Consider the following 18,367-nt stretch of genomic DNA (forward strand, 5'->3'; position numbering starts at 1 on the left):
TCCAGGTGATGCGCGAGCAGGTCGTGAGCCTGTTGACCGGGGCACCGGCATGACCTGCTGGGACCCCACCGATCAAGTGCTGGCCGAGGCCATCGGTGAGCGTGAGCGCGCCCTCGATCATGCCAGGCGCGCCCACGCCAGCCACGAACGCCTCGGCCTGGCCTGCTGGTCGGCCAGGAGTGCCGAGTTGGTCAGCGGTTTGTCGGGAAGCCCAGGTTGACTCCGCCGTGGGAGGGGTCCAGCCAGCGGGAGGTGATGACCTTGCCGCGGGTGTAGAAGTGCACGCCTTCGACGCCGTGGACGTGGGTGTCGCCGAACAGGGATGACTTCCAGCCGCCGAAGCTGTAGAAGGCCATCGGGACCGGGATCGGCACGTTGACGCCGACCATGCCGACCTCGACCTCGTTCTGGAAGCGCCGGGCGGCGCCGCCGTCGTTGGTGAAGATGGCGGTGCCGTTGCCGTACTCGCCGGTGTTGATGAGGTTCACGCCCTCCTCGTAGGAGGAGATCCGGACGATCGAGAGCACCGGCCCGAAGATCTCCTCGCGGTGCACCCGGGAGTTGGCCGGGACGTGGTCGAGCACGGTCGGGCCGAGCCAGAACCCGTCCCCGTCCGGCAGGTTCTCGCGCCCGTCCACGACGAGCTTGCCCTCGCCGAGGTCCAGGTAGGAGGCGACCTTGTCGCGGTGCTCGCGAGTGACCAGGGCGCCCATCTCGGAGGCGGGGTCGTCGCCGGGGCCGATCCTGATGGCCCGGGTGCGTTCGGCGATCTTCTCGACCAGCTGGTCCCCGATGGGGTCCACGGCGAGCACGACCGAGATGGCCATGCAGCGTTCGCCCGCGGAGCCGAATCCGGCGGAGACGGCCGAGTCGGCGACCAGGTCCAGGTCGGCGTCGGGCAGGACGAGCATGTGGTTCTTGGCGCCTCCAAGGGCTTGGACTCGCTTGCCGTGGGCGGTGCCGGTCTCGTAGACGTACCGGGCGATGGGGGTGGAGCCGACGAAGCTGACCGCCTTGACGTCCGGGTGGGACAGCAGCCGGTCGACGGCGACCTTGTCGCCCTGGACGACGTTGAAGACGCCGTCGGGCAGGCCCGCCCGCCGCCACAGGTCGGCGATCAGCAGGGACGCCGAAGGGTCCTTCTCCGACGGTTTGAGCACGAAGGTGTTGCCGCAGGCCAGCGCGACCGGGAACATCCACATCGGCACCATGGCGGGGAAGTTGAACGGGGTGATCCCGGCCACCACGCCGAGCGGCTGGCGGATGCTGAAGGAGTCCACGTTGGTGGAGACGTTCTCCGAGAAGCCGCCCTTGAGCAGGTGCGGGATGCCGCAGGCGAACTCCACCACCTCCTGGCCGCGGGAGACCTCGCCGAGCGCGTCGGAGTGCACCTTGCCGTGCTCGGCGCTGATCAGCGCGGCGATCTCGTCCTTGTGCGCCGCCAGGAGCTCGCGGAACCGGAACAGGACCTGGGCGCGCTTGACCAGGGAGGCGTCCCGCCAGGCGGGGAAGGCTCGGGCGGCGGCGGCGACGGCCTCGTCCACCTGGGCGACGTCGGCCAGGAACACCCGGCCGCTCTCCGCGCCGGTGGCCGGGTTGAAGATCGGCGCGGTGCGCTCGGGGGTGCCGGCGGGCGCGCCGTCGATCCAGTGCGTCACCTGCTTCACGAGATGTTCTCCAGGGCGGTCACCAGGATGGCCAGGCCTTCGCGGGCCTCGTCCTCGGTGAGGGTGAGCGGCGGGGCCATCCGCATGGCGTGGCCGTACAGGCCGCCCTTGCCGGCCAGCAGGCCGAGGCTTCTGGTCTCCTCCATGTAGCGGGCGGCCAGGGCGGGCGCGGGAGCGCCGGTCTCGGGGTCGACGAGTTCGATGGCGAACATCAGGCCCTTGCCGCGGACGTCGCCGACGATCGGGAAGCGGGGGGCCGCCGCGCGCAGGCCGTCCAGGATGATCGCGCCGGTCCTGGCCGCGTTGGCCTGCAGGTCGTGGCTGAGCACGAAGTCGAGGGTGGCGTTGGCGGCGGCCATCGCGATCGGGTTGCCGCCGAAGGTGGCCAGGCCGACCGCGTGCGGCGCGTCCATCAGATCGCCGCGCGCCACGACGCCGCCGACCGCGAAGCCGTTGCCGAGACCCTTGGCGAAGGTCATCATGTCCGGCGTGACCCCGTGATTCTGGATCCCGAAAAACGCCGATCCGGTGCGGCCCCAGCCGGTCTGCACCTCATCGGAGATGAACAGGATGCCCTCGGCGGCGAGCACCTCCTGGTAGGCGGCGAACAACCCGTCGGGGGCCATCGTGAACCCGCCCACGCCCTGGATCGGCTCGGCGATCAGCGCGGCCACGTCGCCCGCGACCGCGGTGGCGAGCACGTGCCGCAGGTCGTCCACGCAGGCGGCGATGTAGCCGGCGTCCGACAGCCCCTTGAACTGGGTCAGGTGCCGGTCCGCGCCGTGCAGGAAGTGCACGTTGAGCGGGGAGAGCGAGTTGTTCTTCCAGCTCCGGTTGGACGTCACGGAGATGGCGCCGAACGAGCGGCCGTGATAGCTCTGCCGCATCGCCAGGACCTGGTCGGACTTGCGCGCGTAGGTGGCCAGCAGCAGGGCGGTCTCGTTGGCCTCGGTGCCGGAGTTGGTGAAGAACACCTTGGCGTCCGGGATGCCGGACAGCCGGGCGATCTTCTCCGCGAGCTCGATCTGCCCGCGGAGAAGGTAGACCGTGGACGTGTGCACGACGCCGGTGGCCAGCTGCCGCTCCACCGCCTCCCTCACCTCGGCCACGTCGTACCCGATCATGTTCGTCAGGATGCCCGCGAAGAAGTCGAGATAGCTCTTCCCGGCGGCGTCGACGACACGGTTGCCCTTGCCGCTGACGATCTCGATGGGGTCCTGGTAGTACAGGGCGAGCCAGTTGGGCATTACCGCACGATGGCGGGCAAGAAGGTCCGACATACTTCGAGTATCCCGGCTGGCCGTGGCCCCTCCTACCAATCAATGTGTCGGCATAGGCGAAACTTCCGTTACACGTTGCCGGGGAAGGACGGCCAGCGCGACGATCGCGGCGGCGATCGCGAAGCCGAGGCCGACCAGCGATCCCACCGACATCGCCGACAGGAACGCCTCCCTGCCCGCCTCGGCCAGCACCGGGTCGCCGCTGTCCAGCGCCACGTTCACCGACGCGCGGGCGGCGGCCGGAGCCGACTCCGGCATTGAGGAGGTGTACGCGGAGGACAGCACGCTGCCAAGGATGGCGATCGACAGCGCCAGGCCGACCTGCTGCACGGTGTCGTTGAGCGCGGAACCGACGCCCGCGTGCTCCGGCGGCACCGCGCCCATCAGAGCCGTGTACGCCGCCGGACCGGCCAGGCCACCGCCCACACCCATCACGATCAGGCTGGACACCAGCAGCAGATACCCATCGGAGCTGTCCAGCGTGGCCAGCAGCCCGAACCCGCCCGCCATGACGGCCAGGCCCAGCGTGATGAGCGTCCGGTTGCTGACCTTCTTACCCAGCCCCGCGCCGACCCCGTTGAAGACCATCGCCGCCACCACGTACGGCAGCAGCGCGACCCCGGCCTGCAACGGCTCGTACCCGAGCACGAACTGCAGATACTGCGTGAGCGCCAGCATCAGCGCCCCCGAGCCGAAGGCCAGCAGCACGATCGACGCGCAGGCGCCGCTGAACGCCCGGTCCTTGAACAGCCCCAGCGGCAACATCGGGTGATCGGTCCTGCGCTCCCACAGCACGAAGCCGCCCAACCCGAGCACGGCCGCCGCGACCAGGCCGAGATTCCAGCCGTCCGCCGGGAACGTGATGACCGCCCAGACCAGCGAACTCATCCCGACGATCGAGAGCACCACGCCGACCGGGTCCAGGCCCCGGCTCGACCCGTACGTCTCCGGCATGAGCACCACGGCGGCGATGACGGCCACGATCGCGATCGGCACGTTCATCAGGAAGACCGAACCCCAGTAGTAGTGCTGGAGCAGCACCCCGCCCAGCGTGGGCCCGGCGATCACGCCGATCATGGCCACCGAACTCCACGCGGCGATGGCCTTGCGGCGTTCGTCCTCGTCGAAGACGGTGATCAGGATCGACAGCGTGGACGGCATCAGCACCGAACCGCCGACGCCCATCAGCGCGCGGGCGCCGATCAACTGCCAGGGCTCGGTCGCCAGCGTGGCAAGACCGGAGGCCAGGCCGAAGACGATCAGGCCGGCGATGAGGGCGCGGCGTCTGCCGTACCGGTCGGAGAGGGAGCCGACGGTGAGCAGCAGACCGGCGAAGACCAGGACGTAGGAGTCCAGGATCCACTGGATGTCGGCGGGGGTGGCGCCCAGGTCGCGCATGAGCGCCGGGATCGCCAGGTTGAGCACCGTACTGTCCACGACGAGCACGAGCACGGTGAGGCAGAGAACGAGAAGAATCCACCAGCGGCGGGGATCTCGTACAGTGTTCGAGGTCACTCGCACACTGTACGACAGTTCTCGTACGGCGTGCGAGAGAATATCGTGGAGAGGTGCCACCCAAAGAGTTCACCTCGGTCTGGATGCGGGAACCGCGTGGTCAGCGGGAGCGCGGGCTCACCCGGGACCAGATCGTCAAGGCCGCCATGGAACTCCTCGACGCCGAAGGGCTCGACGCGCTGAGCATGCGCAAGCTCGGCGCGAAGCTGGGCTCCGGGGCCACGAGCGTCTACTGGCACGTGGCGAACAAGGACGAGCTCCTCGAACTCGCCATGGACGGCGCGTATGCGGATGTGGTGCTGCGCCCGGGCCGGTCCTGGCGGGAGACGGCCAGCGACTTCTCCTACGGGCTGCGTGGGACGATCTTGCACCATCTCTGGCTGGCCTCGCTGATCGGCGTGGTGCCCAGCCTGGGGCCGCAGGCGCTGCGCTGTTCCGCCATGCTGGTGGACGCGTTCGAGCGGGGCGGGTTCCGCGGCATGGACATCGACTTCGCGGTGGCGGCCGTCCTGTCGTACACACTGGGGGCGACCCTGCCGGAAGCCTCGTGGCGTAGCGCGGCCGCCAGGTCGAACTGCACCGAGAAGGAGCAGGTAGAGGCGCTCGGACCAGTGATCGACAGGATCGCGGCCGAACATCCGGCGCTGCACGAGCGTTACCAGAGTTACCACGCCCGCGACTACGACCCGGCGCTCGCCAGGAAGATCGGTTTCGACTACGGCCTGGTGGCCATGCTCGACGGTCTCGCCGAACGCCTGCGCCAGACGGGATCGCGCGAGGCCCAGGCCAGCCCGGCCAGCGCCACGGAGAGCACCACCGACCAGCGCACGTGAGCGATCGTCCACTCGGTGGTCTGGAGGCCCAGCAGGGTCCAGTCGCCCGGCGTCGCGAGGGCGGCCAGCGTGAACACCACCATGGTCGGCACCGCCAGCACACCAGGCTCGGGAGCGCCCCGGCCGAGCAGGGCAGCGAACGCCAGCCCTTCGGCGAACAGCGCCGCGAACTCCACAGTGAGCCACAAGAGCCACACCTCAGGCAGATGCGACCGCTCCACCAGGAGCGCGACGATCCACACCGGCAGCGCGACCAGCAGCGCCAGCCCCGCCCGGACCCCGGTCCTGAGCCACAACGGAGCCGGAACCGGCGCGGTCACCTCCGCCGAGGCGTCGTCCAGGAAGAACAGCGCCCCCAGCGTGAGCACCAGCGCGACCGCGCGCAGCGACCAGACCCCGCCCTTCCAGCCGCCGTCCGGCCACACCAGCACGACCGCCACGATCAGGACGGCCCCCGCCAGCGGCTGCCAGCGCAGCAGTCGCGGGGCCATTCGCGCCAGCAACCCCATCTGACGCCACCTCACGGCAATTGCCCCAGCCCCGCAGCCGCGACCGCGATCACCGTCAGCGCCCCCGCGCCGAACCAGAACGTCCTGCGCGGCGAGTCGCGCAGCATCGCGAGCGCGCCCGCCCCCAGGCACAGCGCCAGCAGATAGACCGCATGCCAGCCGGTGTGCCCCGGATTGAACCCCATCGCCGCCCGGTACGGCCACGGCCCCCACACCGCGAGCTCGGCGTAGAAGCCGAACAGATGCCCCCCGGTCGCCTCGTTCCCGTTGACCACCACATTGAAGAAGATCAACGTCACCATCACCAGCACGGACGTCCCCGCCCACGGCAGCCAGCGCGCCGAGGCGGCCCCGAGCAGCCCCGCGCCCAGCACGCACAGCGGCCCCAACGCGAGCTCGAAGACCGTGGGGAACCGCTCCAGCGAAACGCCCTGAACCGCGTATCCGGCGCAGAGCACCCCCTGCACCGCACAGGCCGCCAGGAAAGGACCGAGCGCGGCCAGGCAGGAGGCGGCCGTCCGCTGCGTCCGGGAAGCCGGAAGCGCCCCCAGCAGTTCGTCACCGCCCGCCCGCCGGGACGCGCTCGCGACCAGCTCGGCCGCGAAGAACACCGGCACTCCCGGCCACATTGCCATCCCGTTGGTGAGCAGGCTGAACGCGGGCCTTGGCCCCCAGTAGTCGCGCAGCTCCACCACCGACGCCAGCACGAACAGCGCGAACCCCGCCAGCACCAGCGGATGCCGCAGCAGCCGCCGCGCTTCGGCCACCGCCAGCGCGGGCACCGAGGAGACCTTCATCTTGACCGTCATGACCCCACCCCCACGGCGGCGTCCCCGAGCAGCAGCAGATAGCCGTCCTCGATGGTCGGCTCGGCCAGCCGCGCGGCGTCCGGCGCCTGGCCGATGTTGCGGAACAGCCCCTCCCCCGTACGCCACGACAACACGCCCGACCGTTCCGCCGACAACCAGACCTGCCCCTCGGCCACCCGCCGCAGTTCCTCCGGCGTGCCCTCGAACATGCACCGCCCCCCGTCGAACACCACCACCCGCCCGCACAGGGCGGCCACGTCCTCGGTCTGATGGGTGGACAGCACCACCGTGCGGTTCTCCCCGATCCGGGAGATCAGCTCGCGGAACCGCAGCCGCTGCTCCGGATCGAGCCCGGCCGTCGGCTCGTCCAGCAGGACCAGCTCCGGCTCCCCCAGCAGCGCCTGGGCGATGCCCACCCGCCGCCGCATGCCGCCGGAGAGCGCGCGAATGCGCTTGCCGCTCACCTCCGCGAGCCCGACCTCGGCGATCACCCGGCGCACCTCGTCGTGCCGTTCCCGGCGATCCACGATCTCCTTGAGGATCGCCACGTAGTCCACGAACTCGAAGACGGTGAAGGCCCGATGGAAGCCGGGCTCCTGCGGCAGGTAGCCAAGCCGCCGCCGGATCTGCAGGCGCTCGGCCGACGGATCGCGCCCCAGCAGCCGCAGCGTGCCGGAGTCGGCGGCGAGCACGGTGGCCAGCATCCGGATCAGCGTGGTCTTCCCGGCCCCGTTCGGCCCGAGCAGCCCGGTCACCCCCGGCCCCGCGGTGAACGAGAGCCCGTCCAGGGCCCGATGCCGGCCATACGATTTCACGACATTGGTGACGACGACGGTGTTCATCGGGAGCCCTCGCTCTGGTAGCGGTCGCGGCGCAGGAACAGCAGGGCGGCCGAGACCAGCACGACGGCCAGCGCCGTGACCTGACCGGCCGTGCCGAACATGGCCAGCGGCTCGTCCCTGATCGCGAACGCGGAAACCCCCGCCAGCCAGAGCAGCGACAGCGCCGCACCGCTGGGGGCGGGCTCGAACCGGCTGGACAGCACCAGTGTGAGCGCGGTGAGGGCCAGCGCGGGCAGCAGCCACGCCACCACCGCCCAGTCGCGGCCGAGCAGCGCGAACCCGGCCGCGAACGCCAGCCCGGCCGAGGTGACCAGCACCGCCGCCGCCCGCGCCAGCATCAGCCGGAACGCCGAATACGGCGCGGCCAGCCCGATCTCGTACGCCGGATCGGCCCCCCGCCCGAACGCCAGCGCCACCCCCGCCACCGGCAGCACCGGCGCCACCGCGAGGAACCACAGCAGCCCCCACCGGTCGTCGATCCCGGCCGCGAGCACCGCGAACAGCAGCGCGACCCCGTTGGCCGCCAGCCACGGCAACCGCAGCGAGTAGGCCGCCCCGAGCAGCCGGGCCGTCGGCTCGTTGATCCCGACCAGGCGCAGCAGCCGCTCGAACGGCCCGGGCACCGGCGCGTCCACCGCCTCGGCGATCTCCCCCCACATCCTCCGCAGCCGCTCCTCGGGTACGGCTGTCGCCACCGAACCCCGGCAGCGCTCGCAGGCGAGCAGATGCGCCTCCACCGAGGCCGCCGCGGTCCCGCCCAGGGCGCCCCCGGAGTACCGGGTGGCCAGCTCGTCGTCGACATGCCAGTCCGTCATGCCAGTCCCTCCCGCAGCATGGCCTTGGCCCGCATCATCCGGGTCTTCACGGTTCCGGTGGGGATGCCGAGCAGTTTCCCGGCCTCCCTGGTCGTCAGGCCGTCCAGCACGGTGGCCTGCACGACCGCGCGCAGCTCCGGTGACAGCTTGCTGAGCGCGCCGCCCAGGTCGCCGTACTCGATGCCGAGCAGCACCTGCTCCTCGGCCGACACCACCACCTGCTCCTGCGCGAGGAGCACCACCAGCGGCCGTTTGCGCAGATGGTCGAGTAACCGGCGGATGCCGATGCCCCAGATCCAGGCGGCCACCTCGCCCTTGCCATTCCAGTTGGCGGCCTTCCGCCAGACCACCACGAAGGTGTCCTGGACGGCTTCGTCGACCAGGGTCGCGTCGGCGCAGCGCCGGGTCAGGCGGAGGACCAGCCAGGGCGCGTGCCTGGCGTAGATGATCTCCAGGGCGCGCCGGTCCCCCTCGGCGACCGCGCCCAGCAGGCGGGCGTCCGGCCACGCCTCGTGCTCGTTCATACCCCTCTGTCGGGGTCCTGGCCGGAACCGGTTCACGGGGTGCGCCCGACAGGGAGGGCATGAAGCGTCTCCTCGCCCTGCTGGCCGTCATGCTGATCAGCACGGGCTGTGCCTCGCCCGAGCAGCCACCCAAGGCACGAAAAATCATCATCGATACGGACATGGGGAATCTGAATGACGACGCGCTCGCCACCGTCCTGCTGGCCGCTTCCGGCGTGGAGATCCTGGGGGTGACCATCGTCGGCGGCAACACCTGGCCGGAGGACGGCCTGGAGTTCGCCCGCCGCCTCCTCATCGCCTATCCGGACATTCCGGTTATTTTGGGCGATACTGCGACACCGGAGCGGCGGAATGGCTATTCGGGCGCGGTTGAATATCGGCGTACGAACCCGCGCCGCGGCCCGGCGGCGGACTTCATCGCCGAACAGGTCACCAAATATCCCGGCGAGGTAACAATTCTCACCATCGGTCCGGCAACAAATCTGGCGAAAGCGGCACAAACCCACCCCGACATGGTCCCGCTGGTTGAACACGTCGTCTACCTGGGCGGCAGCACGAGCGGCGAGCAGGAGTTCAACTGGTGGTTCGACCCGGAAGCCGCTCAGATCGCCGTCAACACCCCATTCCCCCAAAAGACGGTACTTTCTATGGATGTCGGCTTTCCTCTACCCAATACGGACGTGAGCCCCGCGCTGGGGTACTTCTTCGCCCGCAGCCCCGAACTCCCCGCCTGGGACGCCATCGCCGCCGCGATCGTGCTCGATCCGGCCATCGCCACCGGCCGCGCGAACGTCGGCGTGACCGTCGGCAGCACCGGCACGATGGACCTCGGGCCCGGCACGACCTCACTCGTGCTGGCCGTAGACCAGGAACGATTCCGGCAAACACTGCATAGTGTCAGGGATTGATGTCTCATACTTACACCCTGATCCGGTAGCCTCGCTGCATGCTCCCCACGGTCGCGGACGTGCTCTCGCTTGATGCCGTCCGGCGCGGAAACCCGCGCGTCGTTGCGGGCGCCGATCGGCTCGACACCCGGGTTCGCTGGGTGCATGTAGGGGAAATCAGCGACATCGCCCACCTGCTCAGGGGGGGCGAACTGGTGCTGACCACCGGCGTGGCCTTGCCGTCGGAGCCCGACAAACTCGCAGAATACGTCGCCGACCTCGCCGCGGTCGGCGCGTCGGGCCTGGTCGTCGAACTCGGCCGCAGGTTCGTCAAGGAACTGCCCGGAGCCGTGGTCCGGGCCGCGGAAGACCACGGGCTGCCGCTGGTGACACTCGCCAGGGAAACCCCGTTCGTCCAGATCACCGAATCCGTGCACGCCCGCATCATCGACATCCAGCTCCAGGAACTGCGCGCCTCCGAGCAGCTGCACGAGGTCTTCACCGAACTCTCCGTCGAAGGCGCCTCCCCCGCCGACGTGCTCGGCCAGGTGACCCGCTTCTCCGGGCGGCCGGCGCTGCTGGAGAACCTGGCCCACCAGGTGCTCGCCTGCGAGTCCGCCGGGCAGGACACCGGCGCGCTCCTGGCCAGCTGGGAATCACGCTCCCGGGCCGTCGCCACCGAGGGCCGCACGGCGTACGACGGGACTTCCGGGTGGCTGGTCACCACCGTCGGGGCGCGCGGGCAGGACTGGGGGCGGCTGATCCTGCTCTGCGACGGGCCGCCCAGCCCGCGCGACATCGTGCTGGCCGAGCGCGCGGCCACCACGCTCGCCCTCGGCCGCCTGCTCGAACGCCACCAGGAGTCACTGGAACGCCAGGCCCACGGGACGATCATCACCGGCATCCTCACCCATGCGTACGCCGATCCCGACGAGGCCGCCGCCCGCGCCCGCGCGGTCGGCGTGCCGCTCACCGGCCGCAAGCTGATCAGCGTCGTGCTGCGGCCCATCGCCGAAGGCGACACGGCGCTCGACGAGCAGGTCCGCCTCGGCGACCTGGCCGAGGCCACCGCCTCCGCCTGCCGCGACGCCCGCCTCCCCGCCCTGGTCGGCGCCCTCGACCAGGCCCGCGTCGGGGTGCTGCTGCCACTCCCGCCCCGCACCGCCGCCGAAGCCGCGCTGGCGGCCCTCGCCGACCGCCTGCGCGCCTCCTTTCCCAACCCTTTCGTGCTGGCCGCCGGGTCGATCGTGGAATCCGTCCGGGACGTGCGGCGCAGCTTCCTGGAAGCCGAGCAGGTCGCCGACGTGGCCGTCAGGCAACCCGACGGGCGGCCCTACTACCGCCTGCCCGACCTGCGGCTGCGCGGACTGCTGCACCTGCTCAGGGACGACGCCCGGCTGCAGACCTTCGCCGAGCGAGAGCTGAGCCCGCTGCTCGCCCACGACGCGCAGCGCAACGGCGACCTCACCCGCATCCTCGGCATCTACCTCGACTCCGGCCGCAACAAGGCCGTCGCCGCCCAGCGCGCGCACCTGTCCAGGCCCGCCTTCTACGACCGGCTGCGCCGCTTGGAGCGCATCCTGGACACCGACCTCGACGACGTCGAATCCTGCCTCTCCCTGCACGTCGCGCTGCTCGCACTGGAGTCGTTCCGAAGGGAAACCCGGTGAGGGCACGCGACCACGGCATCATCGTCGGCTCCGGCACGCCTGGACCGCACAACGCGATCACCGACGTGCCCGGCGTGCGGGTCGGCCACACCACGCTGATCAGCGGCGACGGACCGCGCGTGGTCGGCTCGGGGCCGGTACGCACCGGCGTCACCGTGGTCCTCCCGCACGAGAGCTCGGCCTTCGATGAACCCGTGTACGCGGGGCTGCACTGGCTCAACGGCAACGGTGAGATCACCGGCATGGCGTTCCTGCGGGAGTACGGCATTCTTGGCTCGCCCATCGGGCTGACCAACACCGGCTCGGTCGGCGTGGTCCGGGACGCGCTCGTCGAGATCGAGGTCGGCGCGCTGCGCAAGGGGGCGGTGTCCTGGTCGCTGCCGGTTGTCGGGGAGACGTGGGACGGGTCGCTCAACGACATCGACGGGCAGCATGTGACCGCGGCGCATGTGCGGGAGGCGTACGCGCGCGCCTCCGGCGGGCCCGTCGAGGAGGGCTCGGTCGGCGGGGGCACCGGGATGATCTGCCACGGCTTCAAGGGCGGCATCGGCACCGCCTCAAGGATCGTGGACGGTTACACCGTCGGCGTGCTCGTCCAGGCCAACCACGGGAGGCGGGATCGGCTCACCGTGAACGGGGTCAACGTCGGGCGGTGGCTGCCGACGTCGCCCGCGCCGTACGAGGGGGCCGGATCCATCATCGGGATCGTGGCCACCGACGCGCCGCTGCTGCCGCACCAGTGCCGGCGGCTCGCCCAGCGGGCCGGGCTCGGCGTGGCCAGGACCGGCGGGGCCGGGGAGAACTCCAGCGGCGACGGCTTCCTCTGCTTCGCCACCGGCAACCGCAACCTGCCCGCCAACGCGCTGGACGCCGATCCGCCCAGGACCTACCAGGTGACCGTACTCGCCGACGAGCACATCGATCCGCTCTTCTACGCGGTGATCGAGGCCACCGAGGAGGCGATCGTCAACGTGCTGGTCGCCGCCGAGACGATGACCGGCGCCGACGGGCTGACCATCCCGGGCCTGGACGGCGCCGTCCTGGCAAACCTCCTCACCTGACAAGGCTTGATACCACCTGACAGCGCCGCAGGTCAGGGGCACGGGGGAGAAATCACACCCCACCGGGTGTAAGAGCTACTCCACTTGATTACCCTCCGTATGCTCGCCATCACAGACCGATCGTGCTTGGCTGCTGCGGTGACCCTAACCGAGCCAGCGATCACGAATGGGACGGTCCCGCCGCCCGATCCCGCGACCACGGTCCGCGCTCTCTCCCGCCGCTTCCCGGGCTGGACGATCTGGTGGGGGGAGTCCACCAACCACTACTGGGGGATGTCCCGCCGAGCGGGAGGCGCGTTCGTCTCCGTCGAAGCGCAATCCGCGGCCGAATTCGTACAAAAGGCGCGAGACATCGAATACCGCTCACCACAAAACAACCTGTAAAAGGCTGACAACGCCGAATTCTCATACTCTTTGGCGTGTTTCGCTCTCCCTGCACGATCAATGTCGCCACGATGGTCCCTTAGGCCATTAATCGGGAGAGAACCAACATGCGACGCCGCCTGACCGTCGGAACCGCCGCGTTGATCGCCACAGTCACCGCTGTGTCGGCACCAGCACTGTCCGCGACAGCCGCATCAACGGAATCCATACCGGCCGGACTGCCCTCCACCAAGTTCCCCCTCGGGGTCCCGGGCGTTCCCACCTCGGCCGGAAAGGCGCTCGGCGCCGGAATCGAATACTTCACCCTCAAGCACGGCACCGCCGAGGACGGCTACACCGTCAGCCTCCTGAACGCCGGCAAGGACGCCTTCACCGAGACCACCGCCCAGAACCTCGCCGTCTCCGCCCAGTCGGCCGGCTTCGAGCCGACCATCGTGCAGTTCACGCGTCCCGCCGTCGCCGACTTCCCCGCCCAGGACTACTGGATGGTACGGATCGGCAACTGGACCCTGAAGCAGAAGAAGCAGGCGGCCGAGGTCGTCCAGGAGCTCAAGGACGCGGGGATCAGCTCCAAGGTGGACTATCTCGGCGACGACGGGTTCGTGACCTCGGGGCCGTGGTCGATGCGGGTGGTCACCGTCGATCCGCGGACCTTCCGCGGCACGTTCGCCTCCTCACTGGGGACCAGCACCGCCAAGCGGGAGAAGGTGTCCGCGATGGCGAAAGGCGGGGGCGCGTCGATCGCGGTCAACGGAGGGTTCTTCGACATCCACACCTCCGCCGCCTACCGGGGGGATCCGACGGGGATCTCGGTGGTGGGGGGCAAGTTGCTCAGCGAAGCTGTTTCCGGGCGTACGGCGGTGGTGATGAAGGGGCGGACTGTGCGCATCACCGAGCTCGCCTCAAGGGTGACGGCGACGGCCGCGGATAAGGCCAGCTCGCCTGTTTCCGGGGTGAATCGCGTGCCCAAGCCCAACGAGCTCGTGCTGTACACCGAGGAGTTCGGCACGAAGACGCCGTCCACCGGGGGAACTGAGGTCGTGCTTGACGAGGCCGGTCAGGTGTTGGGAGTGCGGACGGCCGGGGGGAAGGTCACCAAGGGCCGGCGGGTGCTGCATGGGGTTGGCACCGCGGCCGAATGGCTGACGGCGCACGCTACGGAAGGGCAGATTGTCACCGTCAAGACGATCGTCAGTGATCTGCGGAAGAAGCGGACCATCCCGTTGACGCCTGACACCTATGTCGTCGGGGGTGGGGTGGGGCTCGTCCGCAATGGCAAGACCTGGATCACGGCGTCGGTGGATGGCATGGCCAGTACCAACATGATCTTGCGGCGGCATCCGCGGACGCTGGTGGGCGTGAGCAAGACCGGGAAGCTGATCCTCGCGGTCATCGACGGGCGGGCGCCCGGCGAAACCGTGGGGGCGTCCTTCCTGGAGGCGGCCCAGGTGATGCGGTGGCTTGGGGCGCGGGACGCGATCAACCTCGATGGCGGCGGGTCCAGTGCCATGGTCGTCCGCGGGAAGGTCGTCAACAAGCCGTCCGACGGCTCGGAGCGTGCGGTCGGAGACGCGTTGCTGGTCAAGCCCTGAGTTTGTCGATCATGTCGTCGTCGCAGGTGGCCCAGAAGGAGCCGACGACGTCCTCCAGGTGGTTCAGTGAGGCTGCGGCGAAGAGGACATCCTGATATTTCGTGATGTCGTATTCGGTGGCGCCCATGGCGGCCAGGTCGAGGGGGCGGATGTCCATGCCGCGGAACTCCTCGATCTCGCCGTACGAGCTCAGGATGCCCGCGCCGTACGCCTTGAGTTCGTTGTTCTCGTTCATGACGCCGAACTCCAGGGTGAACCAGAAGATCTTGGAGACGAACTCCAGGGCTTCTTCGGTTTCCACGTGCTGGGCGGCGCGGCCGGCTACCCGGTAGAGGTCGGCGAAGCGGCGGGAGGCCAGCGTGTTGCCGTGGCCGATCACCTCATGGATGATGTCGGGCTCTGGGGTGTAGAACGGCACCGAGTGGTGGCGGATGTACTGGGTCGAGTGAAAGTAGCCGTCGGCCAGGACACCGTAGAACTCGCGGAGGGGGACCAGTCCGGCGGCTGGGAGGTAACGGAATCCCGTCAGCGGGGTGAGCAGGTCGCTGACCTCTTCCAGCTGGGGGATGTGGTCGGTGGGGAGACCTAGCTCCTCGGCTGCGTTCACGAACTCGGTCACCGCGTACTTGTGGTGCTTGGCGGCCAGTTCTCTTGTGACCAGTGCCCAGACTTCGTGTTCCTCGTCGGTGTACTCCGCGTGGGGGATGGGGTCGCCCTTGGTGTGGCCCACTGCCAGGGCGGCGATCGCGTTTCTGCGGGCGCGGTACACCGGGTCGGCGAAGCCGGGGTGATTGGCCGCGAGCTGTACGGTGACGGAACCGTCCTCGTTCGCTGCGACCGGAGCGAAATACTGAGCTTCCTCGAACATCTATAAATGACATCAACTTGGGCCTGCCACTGGCAAGTGTGCTCAGCCAAACCTAGACAATCCGCCTAACGTGCCCGAATTCTTCTGGTCACGGCTGGACAATCTGTCCAGGTCCGTTCTAAGGCTGCGTCTCGAGACGGGCGACCACATCGGTCAGGATTCGAGAAGCGCGGACCCCCGAGCCGCAGCTAGCGTGACCTGCACGGACGTCACCGGACTTCCCGTTCGTCCGCTCCCCACGACTTCAGGAGTGACCGTGACCGGCTCATCCACCCAGGGAATCAAGACCGTGCTGCACCCCGTTTCCGACCTGGCGAAGGCCAAGGAGGTGTACGCCGCCCTGCTCGGTGTGCCGCCGATCGCCGACGCGCCCTACTACGTCGGCTTCGAGGCCGAGGGTCAGCACATCGGGCTGGTGCCGGGCGGCGGACCGCAGGGCATGACCACACCGGTGGCCTACTGGCACGTGCCGGACATCGAGGCGAAAATGGCCGAGGTGACCGCCGCGGGAGCCACCGTGAAGGAGCCCGCGCACGATGTCGGTGGCGGCAGACTGGTGGCCACCTTCACCGACCCCGATGGTAACGTCCTCGGGCTGCTTCAGGACTGATGAGTGCCGATCCCCGCTCCCCCGCTCAGCGTCGCCGCGACACCGAGCATCGGCGGCCTCGCCTAACAGATATGGAGACACGATGAGCATTGCCACGAGACCGGAGACGCAGTCGCCTGCGCCGCACGTTGCCGACAGCCACGACCTGATCCGCGTGCACGGCGCGCGCGTGAACAACCTCAAGGACGTCAGCGTCGAGCTCCCGAAGCGCCGGCTGACGGTGTTCACCGGCGTCTCCGGCTCGGGCAAGAGCTCGCTGGTCTTCGGCACGATCGCCGCGGAGTCGCAGCGGCTGATCAACGAGACCTACAGCGCCTTCGTGCAGGGCTTCATGCCCACACTGGCGCGGCCCGAGGTCGACGTGCTCGACGGGCTGACGACCGCGATCATCGTCGACCAGCAGCGCATGGGTGCCGACCCCCGCTCGACAGTCGGCACCGCCACCGACACCAACGCGATGCTGCGCATCCTGTTCAGCCGACTCGGGCAGCCGCACGTCGGTTCGCCCAACGCGTTCTCCTTCAACGTTCCCACGGTCCGAGCCAGCGGTGCGATCACGGTCGAGCGCGGCGCCAGTGCCGGCAAGGCCGTGAAACAGACCTTCACCCGCACCGGCGGCATGTGTACGCGCTGCGAAGGCCGGGGCAGGGTCACCGATATCGACCTCACCCAGCTCTACGACGACTCCAAGTCGATCGCCGAGGGCGCGATCACCGTGCCCGGCTACAAGGTGGACAGCTTCTGGACCGTAAAGATCTTCGCCGAGTCGGGCTTCATCGACCCGGACAAGCCGATCCACAAGTTCACCAAGCAGGAGCTCCACGACTTCCTCTACAAGGAGCCGACCAAGGTGAAGGTCGACGGCATCAACCTCACCTACGAGGGGCTGGTTCCCAAGGTGCAGAAGTCGTTCCTCTCCAAGGATCCCGACGCGCTGCAGCCGCACATCCGGGCGTTCGTGGACCGGGCGGTCACCTTCGCCTCCTGTCCCGAGTGCGGTGGCACCCGGCTCAGCGAGGCGGCCCGCTCCTCACGGATCGGCGGGATCAACATCGCCGACGCCTGCGCGATGCAGATCAGTGACCTCGCCGAATGGGTCCGTGGCCTCGACGAGCCGTCGGTCGCGCCGTTGCTCACCGCGCTGCTGCAGACCCTCGACTCGTTCGTGGAGATCGGGCTGGGCTACCTCTCGCTCGAGCGGCCGGCGGGCACGCTGTCGGGCGGCGAGGCGCAGCGCGTCAAGATGATCCGCCATCTCGGCTCCTCGCTCACCGACACGACCTACGTCTTCGACGAGCCCACCATCGGCCTGCACCCCCACGACATCCAGCGGATGAACGACCTGCTGCTGCGGCTGCGGGACAAGGGCAACACGGTGCTCGTCGTCGAGCACAAGCCGGAGGCGATCGCGATCGCCGACCACGTCGTCGACCTCGGCCCTGGTGCCGGCACGGCGGGCGGCACTGTCTGCTACGAGGGCACCGTCGAGGGGCTGCGGGCCAGCGGCACCATCACCGGCCGCCACCTCGACGACAGAGCCACCCTCAAGAAAACAGTGCGGACGTCCACCGGCACGCTGGAGATCCGCGGGGCCACCGCCAACAACCTGCAGGACGTCGACGTCGACATCCCGCTCGGGGTGCTCTGCGTGATCACCGGCGTGGCAGGCTCCGGCAAGAGTTCGCTCGTGCACGGGTCGATCCCCGCCGGCGCGGGTGTGGTCTCGATCGACCAGAGCGCGATCCGCGGCTCGCGACGGAGCAACCCGGCGACCTACACCGGACTGCTCGACCCGATCCGCAAGGCGTTCGCGAAGACCAACGGCGTGAAGCCGGCGCTGTTCAGCGCCAACTCCGAGGGCGCCTGCCCCAACTGCAACGGCGCCGGCGTCATCTACACCGACCTGGGGATCATGGCCAGCGTCGCCACCACCTGCGAGGAGTGCGAGGGGAAACGATTCGAGGCGTCGGTGCTCGAATACCACCTCGGCGGGCGGGACATCAGCGAGGTGCTCGCGATGTCGGTGACCGAGGCCGAGGAGTTCTTCGGCGCCGGCGAGGCGCGCACGCCGGCCGCGCACGCCATCCTCCACCGGCTCGCCGACGTCGGGCTCGGCTACCTCAGCCTCGGCCAGCCGCTCACCACGCTGTCCGGCGGCGAGCGGCAGCGGCTCAAGCTGGCCACCCACATGGCCGAGAAGGGCGGCGTCTACGTCCTCGACGAGCCGACCACCGGCCTGCACCTCGCCGACGTCGAACAGCTGCTCGGCCTGCTCGACCGGCTCGTCGACTCCGGCAAGTCGGTCATCGTCATCGAGCACCACCAGGCGGTCATGGCCCACGCCGACTGGATCATCGACCTCGGCCCCGGCGCCGGCCACGACGGCGGCCGTATCGTCTTCGAGGGCACACCCACCGACCTCGTCGCCACCCGCTCCACCCTCACCGGCGAACACCTCGCGGCCTACGTCGGTGCCTAGCCGTGAAGGCTGAGGTCCGTAG

At 69.5% G+C, this 18,367-nt stretch carries 18 protein-coding genes; 9 read left to right on the plus strand and 9 right to left on the minus strand.

The annotated features are described in order from the left end of the window. Positions 1–49 precede the first annotated feature (49 nt). Positions 50–220, plus strand: coding sequence for a hypothetical protein (locus ABGB08_RS00875; RefSeq protein ID WP_347584594.1), 171 nt, complete (start codon positions 50–52; stop codon positions 218–220). Here the strand turns inward: ABGB08_RS00875 and ABGB08_RS00880 are convergent. From ABGB08_RS00880 to ABGB08_RS00890, 3 genes are read right to left on the minus strand one after another with little or no spacing between them, the layout of a single operon-like run. Further along, positions 192–1,667 (minus strand): CoA-acylating methylmalonate-semialdehyde dehydrogenase, encoded by a 1,476-nt coding sequence (locus ABGB08_RS00880; RefSeq protein ID WP_347584601.1) that lies wholly within the window; start codon positions 1,665–1,667, stop codon positions 192–194. The genes ABGB08_RS00875 and ABGB08_RS00880 overlap by 29 nt on opposite strands. After that, the gene (locus ABGB08_RS00885) at positions 1,664–2,947 is read right to left on the minus strand and encodes an aspartate aminotransferase family protein (protein WP_347584607.1); all 1,284 of its coding nucleotides are present in this window, start codon (positions 2,945–2,947) and stop codon (positions 1,664–1,666) included. The genes ABGB08_RS00880 and ABGB08_RS00885 overlap by 4 nt, the downstream gene beginning before the upstream one ends. A 39-nt stretch (positions 2,948–2,986) precedes the next feature. Next, entirely contained in the window at positions 2,987–4,462 is a 1,476-nt protein-coding gene (locus tag ABGB08_RS00890; RefSeq protein ID WP_347584614.1) for an MFS transporter, read from the minus strand. Between the two features lie 53 nt (positions 4,463–4,515). Here ABGB08_RS00890 and ABGB08_RS00895 point away from each other — a divergent pair, with 53 nt between their 5' ends. Next, positions 4,516–5,295: a TetR family transcriptional regulator gene (locus ABGB08_RS00895; protein WP_347584621.1), complete on the plus strand. Its 780-nt coding sequence runs from the start codon at positions 4,516–4,518 to the stop codon at positions 5,293–5,295. Here the strand turns inward: ABGB08_RS00895 and ABGB08_RS00900 are convergent. From ABGB08_RS00900 to ABGB08_RS00920, 5 genes are read right to left on the minus strand one after another with little or no spacing between them, the layout of a single operon-like run. Continuing rightward, positions 5,178–5,804, minus strand: a complete 627-nt coding sequence (locus ABGB08_RS00900; protein WP_347584628.1) for a hypothetical protein — start codon at positions 5,802–5,804, stop codon at positions 5,178–5,180. The two genes, ABGB08_RS00895 and ABGB08_RS00900, sit on opposite strands and share 118 nt — an antisense overlap. An 11-nt stretch (positions 5,805–5,815) precedes the next feature. Continuing rightward, on the minus strand, positions 5,816–6,613 hold the full coding sequence (locus ABGB08_RS00905; RefSeq protein WP_347584635.1) for a hypothetical protein: 798 nt from the start codon (positions 6,611–6,613) through the stop codon (positions 5,816–5,818). Next, on the minus strand, positions 6,610–7,455 hold the full coding sequence (locus tag ABGB08_RS00910) for an ABC transporter ATP-binding protein (protein ID WP_347584643.1): 846 nt from the start codon (positions 7,453–7,455) through the stop codon (positions 6,610–6,612). Before ABGB08_RS00910 ends, ABGB08_RS00905 begins: the two co-directional genes overlap by 4 nt. Beyond that, positions 7,452–8,270 (minus strand): zf-HC2 domain-containing protein, encoded by an 819-nt coding sequence (locus tag ABGB08_RS00915; RefSeq protein WP_347584651.1) that lies wholly within the window; start codon positions 8,268–8,270, stop codon positions 7,452–7,454. The genes ABGB08_RS00910 and ABGB08_RS00915 overlap by 4 nt, the downstream gene beginning before the upstream one ends. Beyond that, positions 8,267–8,794, minus strand: a complete 528-nt coding sequence (locus ABGB08_RS00920) for an RNA polymerase sigma factor (RefSeq protein WP_347584658.1) — start codon at positions 8,792–8,794, stop codon at positions 8,267–8,269. The genes ABGB08_RS00915 and ABGB08_RS00920 overlap by 4 nt, the downstream gene beginning before the upstream one ends. Positions 8,795–8,853: 59 nt before the next feature. Here ABGB08_RS00920 and ABGB08_RS00925 point away from each other — a divergent pair, with 59 nt between their 5' ends. The 5 genes from ABGB08_RS00925 to ABGB08_RS00945 all read left to right on the plus strand — a co-directional run bounded on the left by ABGB08_RS00925 (position 8,854) and on the right by ABGB08_RS00945 (position 14,388). Further along, positions 8,854–9,702 carry a nucleoside hydrolase gene (locus ABGB08_RS00925; protein WP_347584665.1) on the plus strand — a complete coding sequence of 283 codons (849 nt, stop codon included), beginning with the start codon at positions 8,854–8,856 and terminating at the stop codon, positions 9,700–9,702. Positions 9,703–9,740: 38 nt separating this feature from the next. Then, on the plus strand, positions 9,741–11,351 hold the full coding sequence (locus tag ABGB08_RS00930) for a PucR family transcriptional regulator (protein ID WP_347584673.1): 1,611 nt from the start codon (positions 9,741–9,743) through the stop codon (positions 11,349–11,351). Continuing rightward, complete coding sequence (locus ABGB08_RS00935; RefSeq protein ID WP_347584680.1) at positions 11,348–12,412, plus strand: P1 family peptidase; 1,065 nt, start codon at positions 11,348–11,350, stop codon at positions 12,410–12,412. Before ABGB08_RS00930 ends, ABGB08_RS00935 begins: the two co-directional genes overlap by 4 nt. Before the next feature lie 138 nt (positions 12,413–12,550). Next, positions 12,551–12,796 carry a hypothetical protein gene (locus ABGB08_RS00940; RefSeq protein WP_155356962.1) on the plus strand — a complete coding sequence of 82 codons (246 nt, stop codon included), beginning with the start codon at positions 12,551–12,553 and terminating at the stop codon, positions 12,794–12,796. A gap of 107 nt (positions 12,797–12,903) precedes the next feature. Further along, on the plus strand, positions 12,904–14,388 hold the full coding sequence (locus ABGB08_RS00945) for a phosphodiester glycosidase family protein (RefSeq protein WP_347584691.1): 1,485 nt from the start codon (positions 12,904–12,906) through the stop codon (positions 14,386–14,388). Here ABGB08_RS00945 and ABGB08_RS00950 read toward each other — a convergent pair. Further along, a complete protein-coding gene (locus ABGB08_RS00950) occupies positions 14,378–15,256 on the minus strand; it encodes a phenylalanine 4-monooxygenase (RefSeq protein WP_347584699.1) in 879 nt (292 codons plus the stop codon). The genes ABGB08_RS00945 and ABGB08_RS00950 overlap by 11 nt on opposite strands. Positions 15,257–15,512: 256 nt before the next feature. Between ABGB08_RS00950 and ABGB08_RS00955 the strand changes: the two genes are divergently transcribed. Further along, complete coding sequence (locus ABGB08_RS00955) at positions 15,513–15,866, plus strand: VOC family protein (RefSeq protein WP_347584706.1); 354 nt, start codon at positions 15,513–15,515, stop codon at positions 15,864–15,866. 82 nt (positions 15,867–15,948) lie between these two features. After that, positions 15,949–18,345, plus strand: coding sequence for an excinuclease ABC subunit UvrA (locus ABGB08_RS00960; RefSeq protein ID WP_347584713.1), 2,397 nt, complete (start codon positions 15,949–15,951; stop codon positions 18,343–18,345). The last annotated feature ends 22 nt before the right edge of the window (positions 18,346–18,367 follow it).

This window comes from Acrocarpospora sp. B8E8, from assembly GCF_039871605.1.
In the GTDB taxonomy this organism is placed as follows: domain Bacteria; phylum Actinomycetota; class Actinomycetes; order Streptosporangiales; family Streptosporangiaceae; genus Acrocarpospora; species Acrocarpospora macrocephala.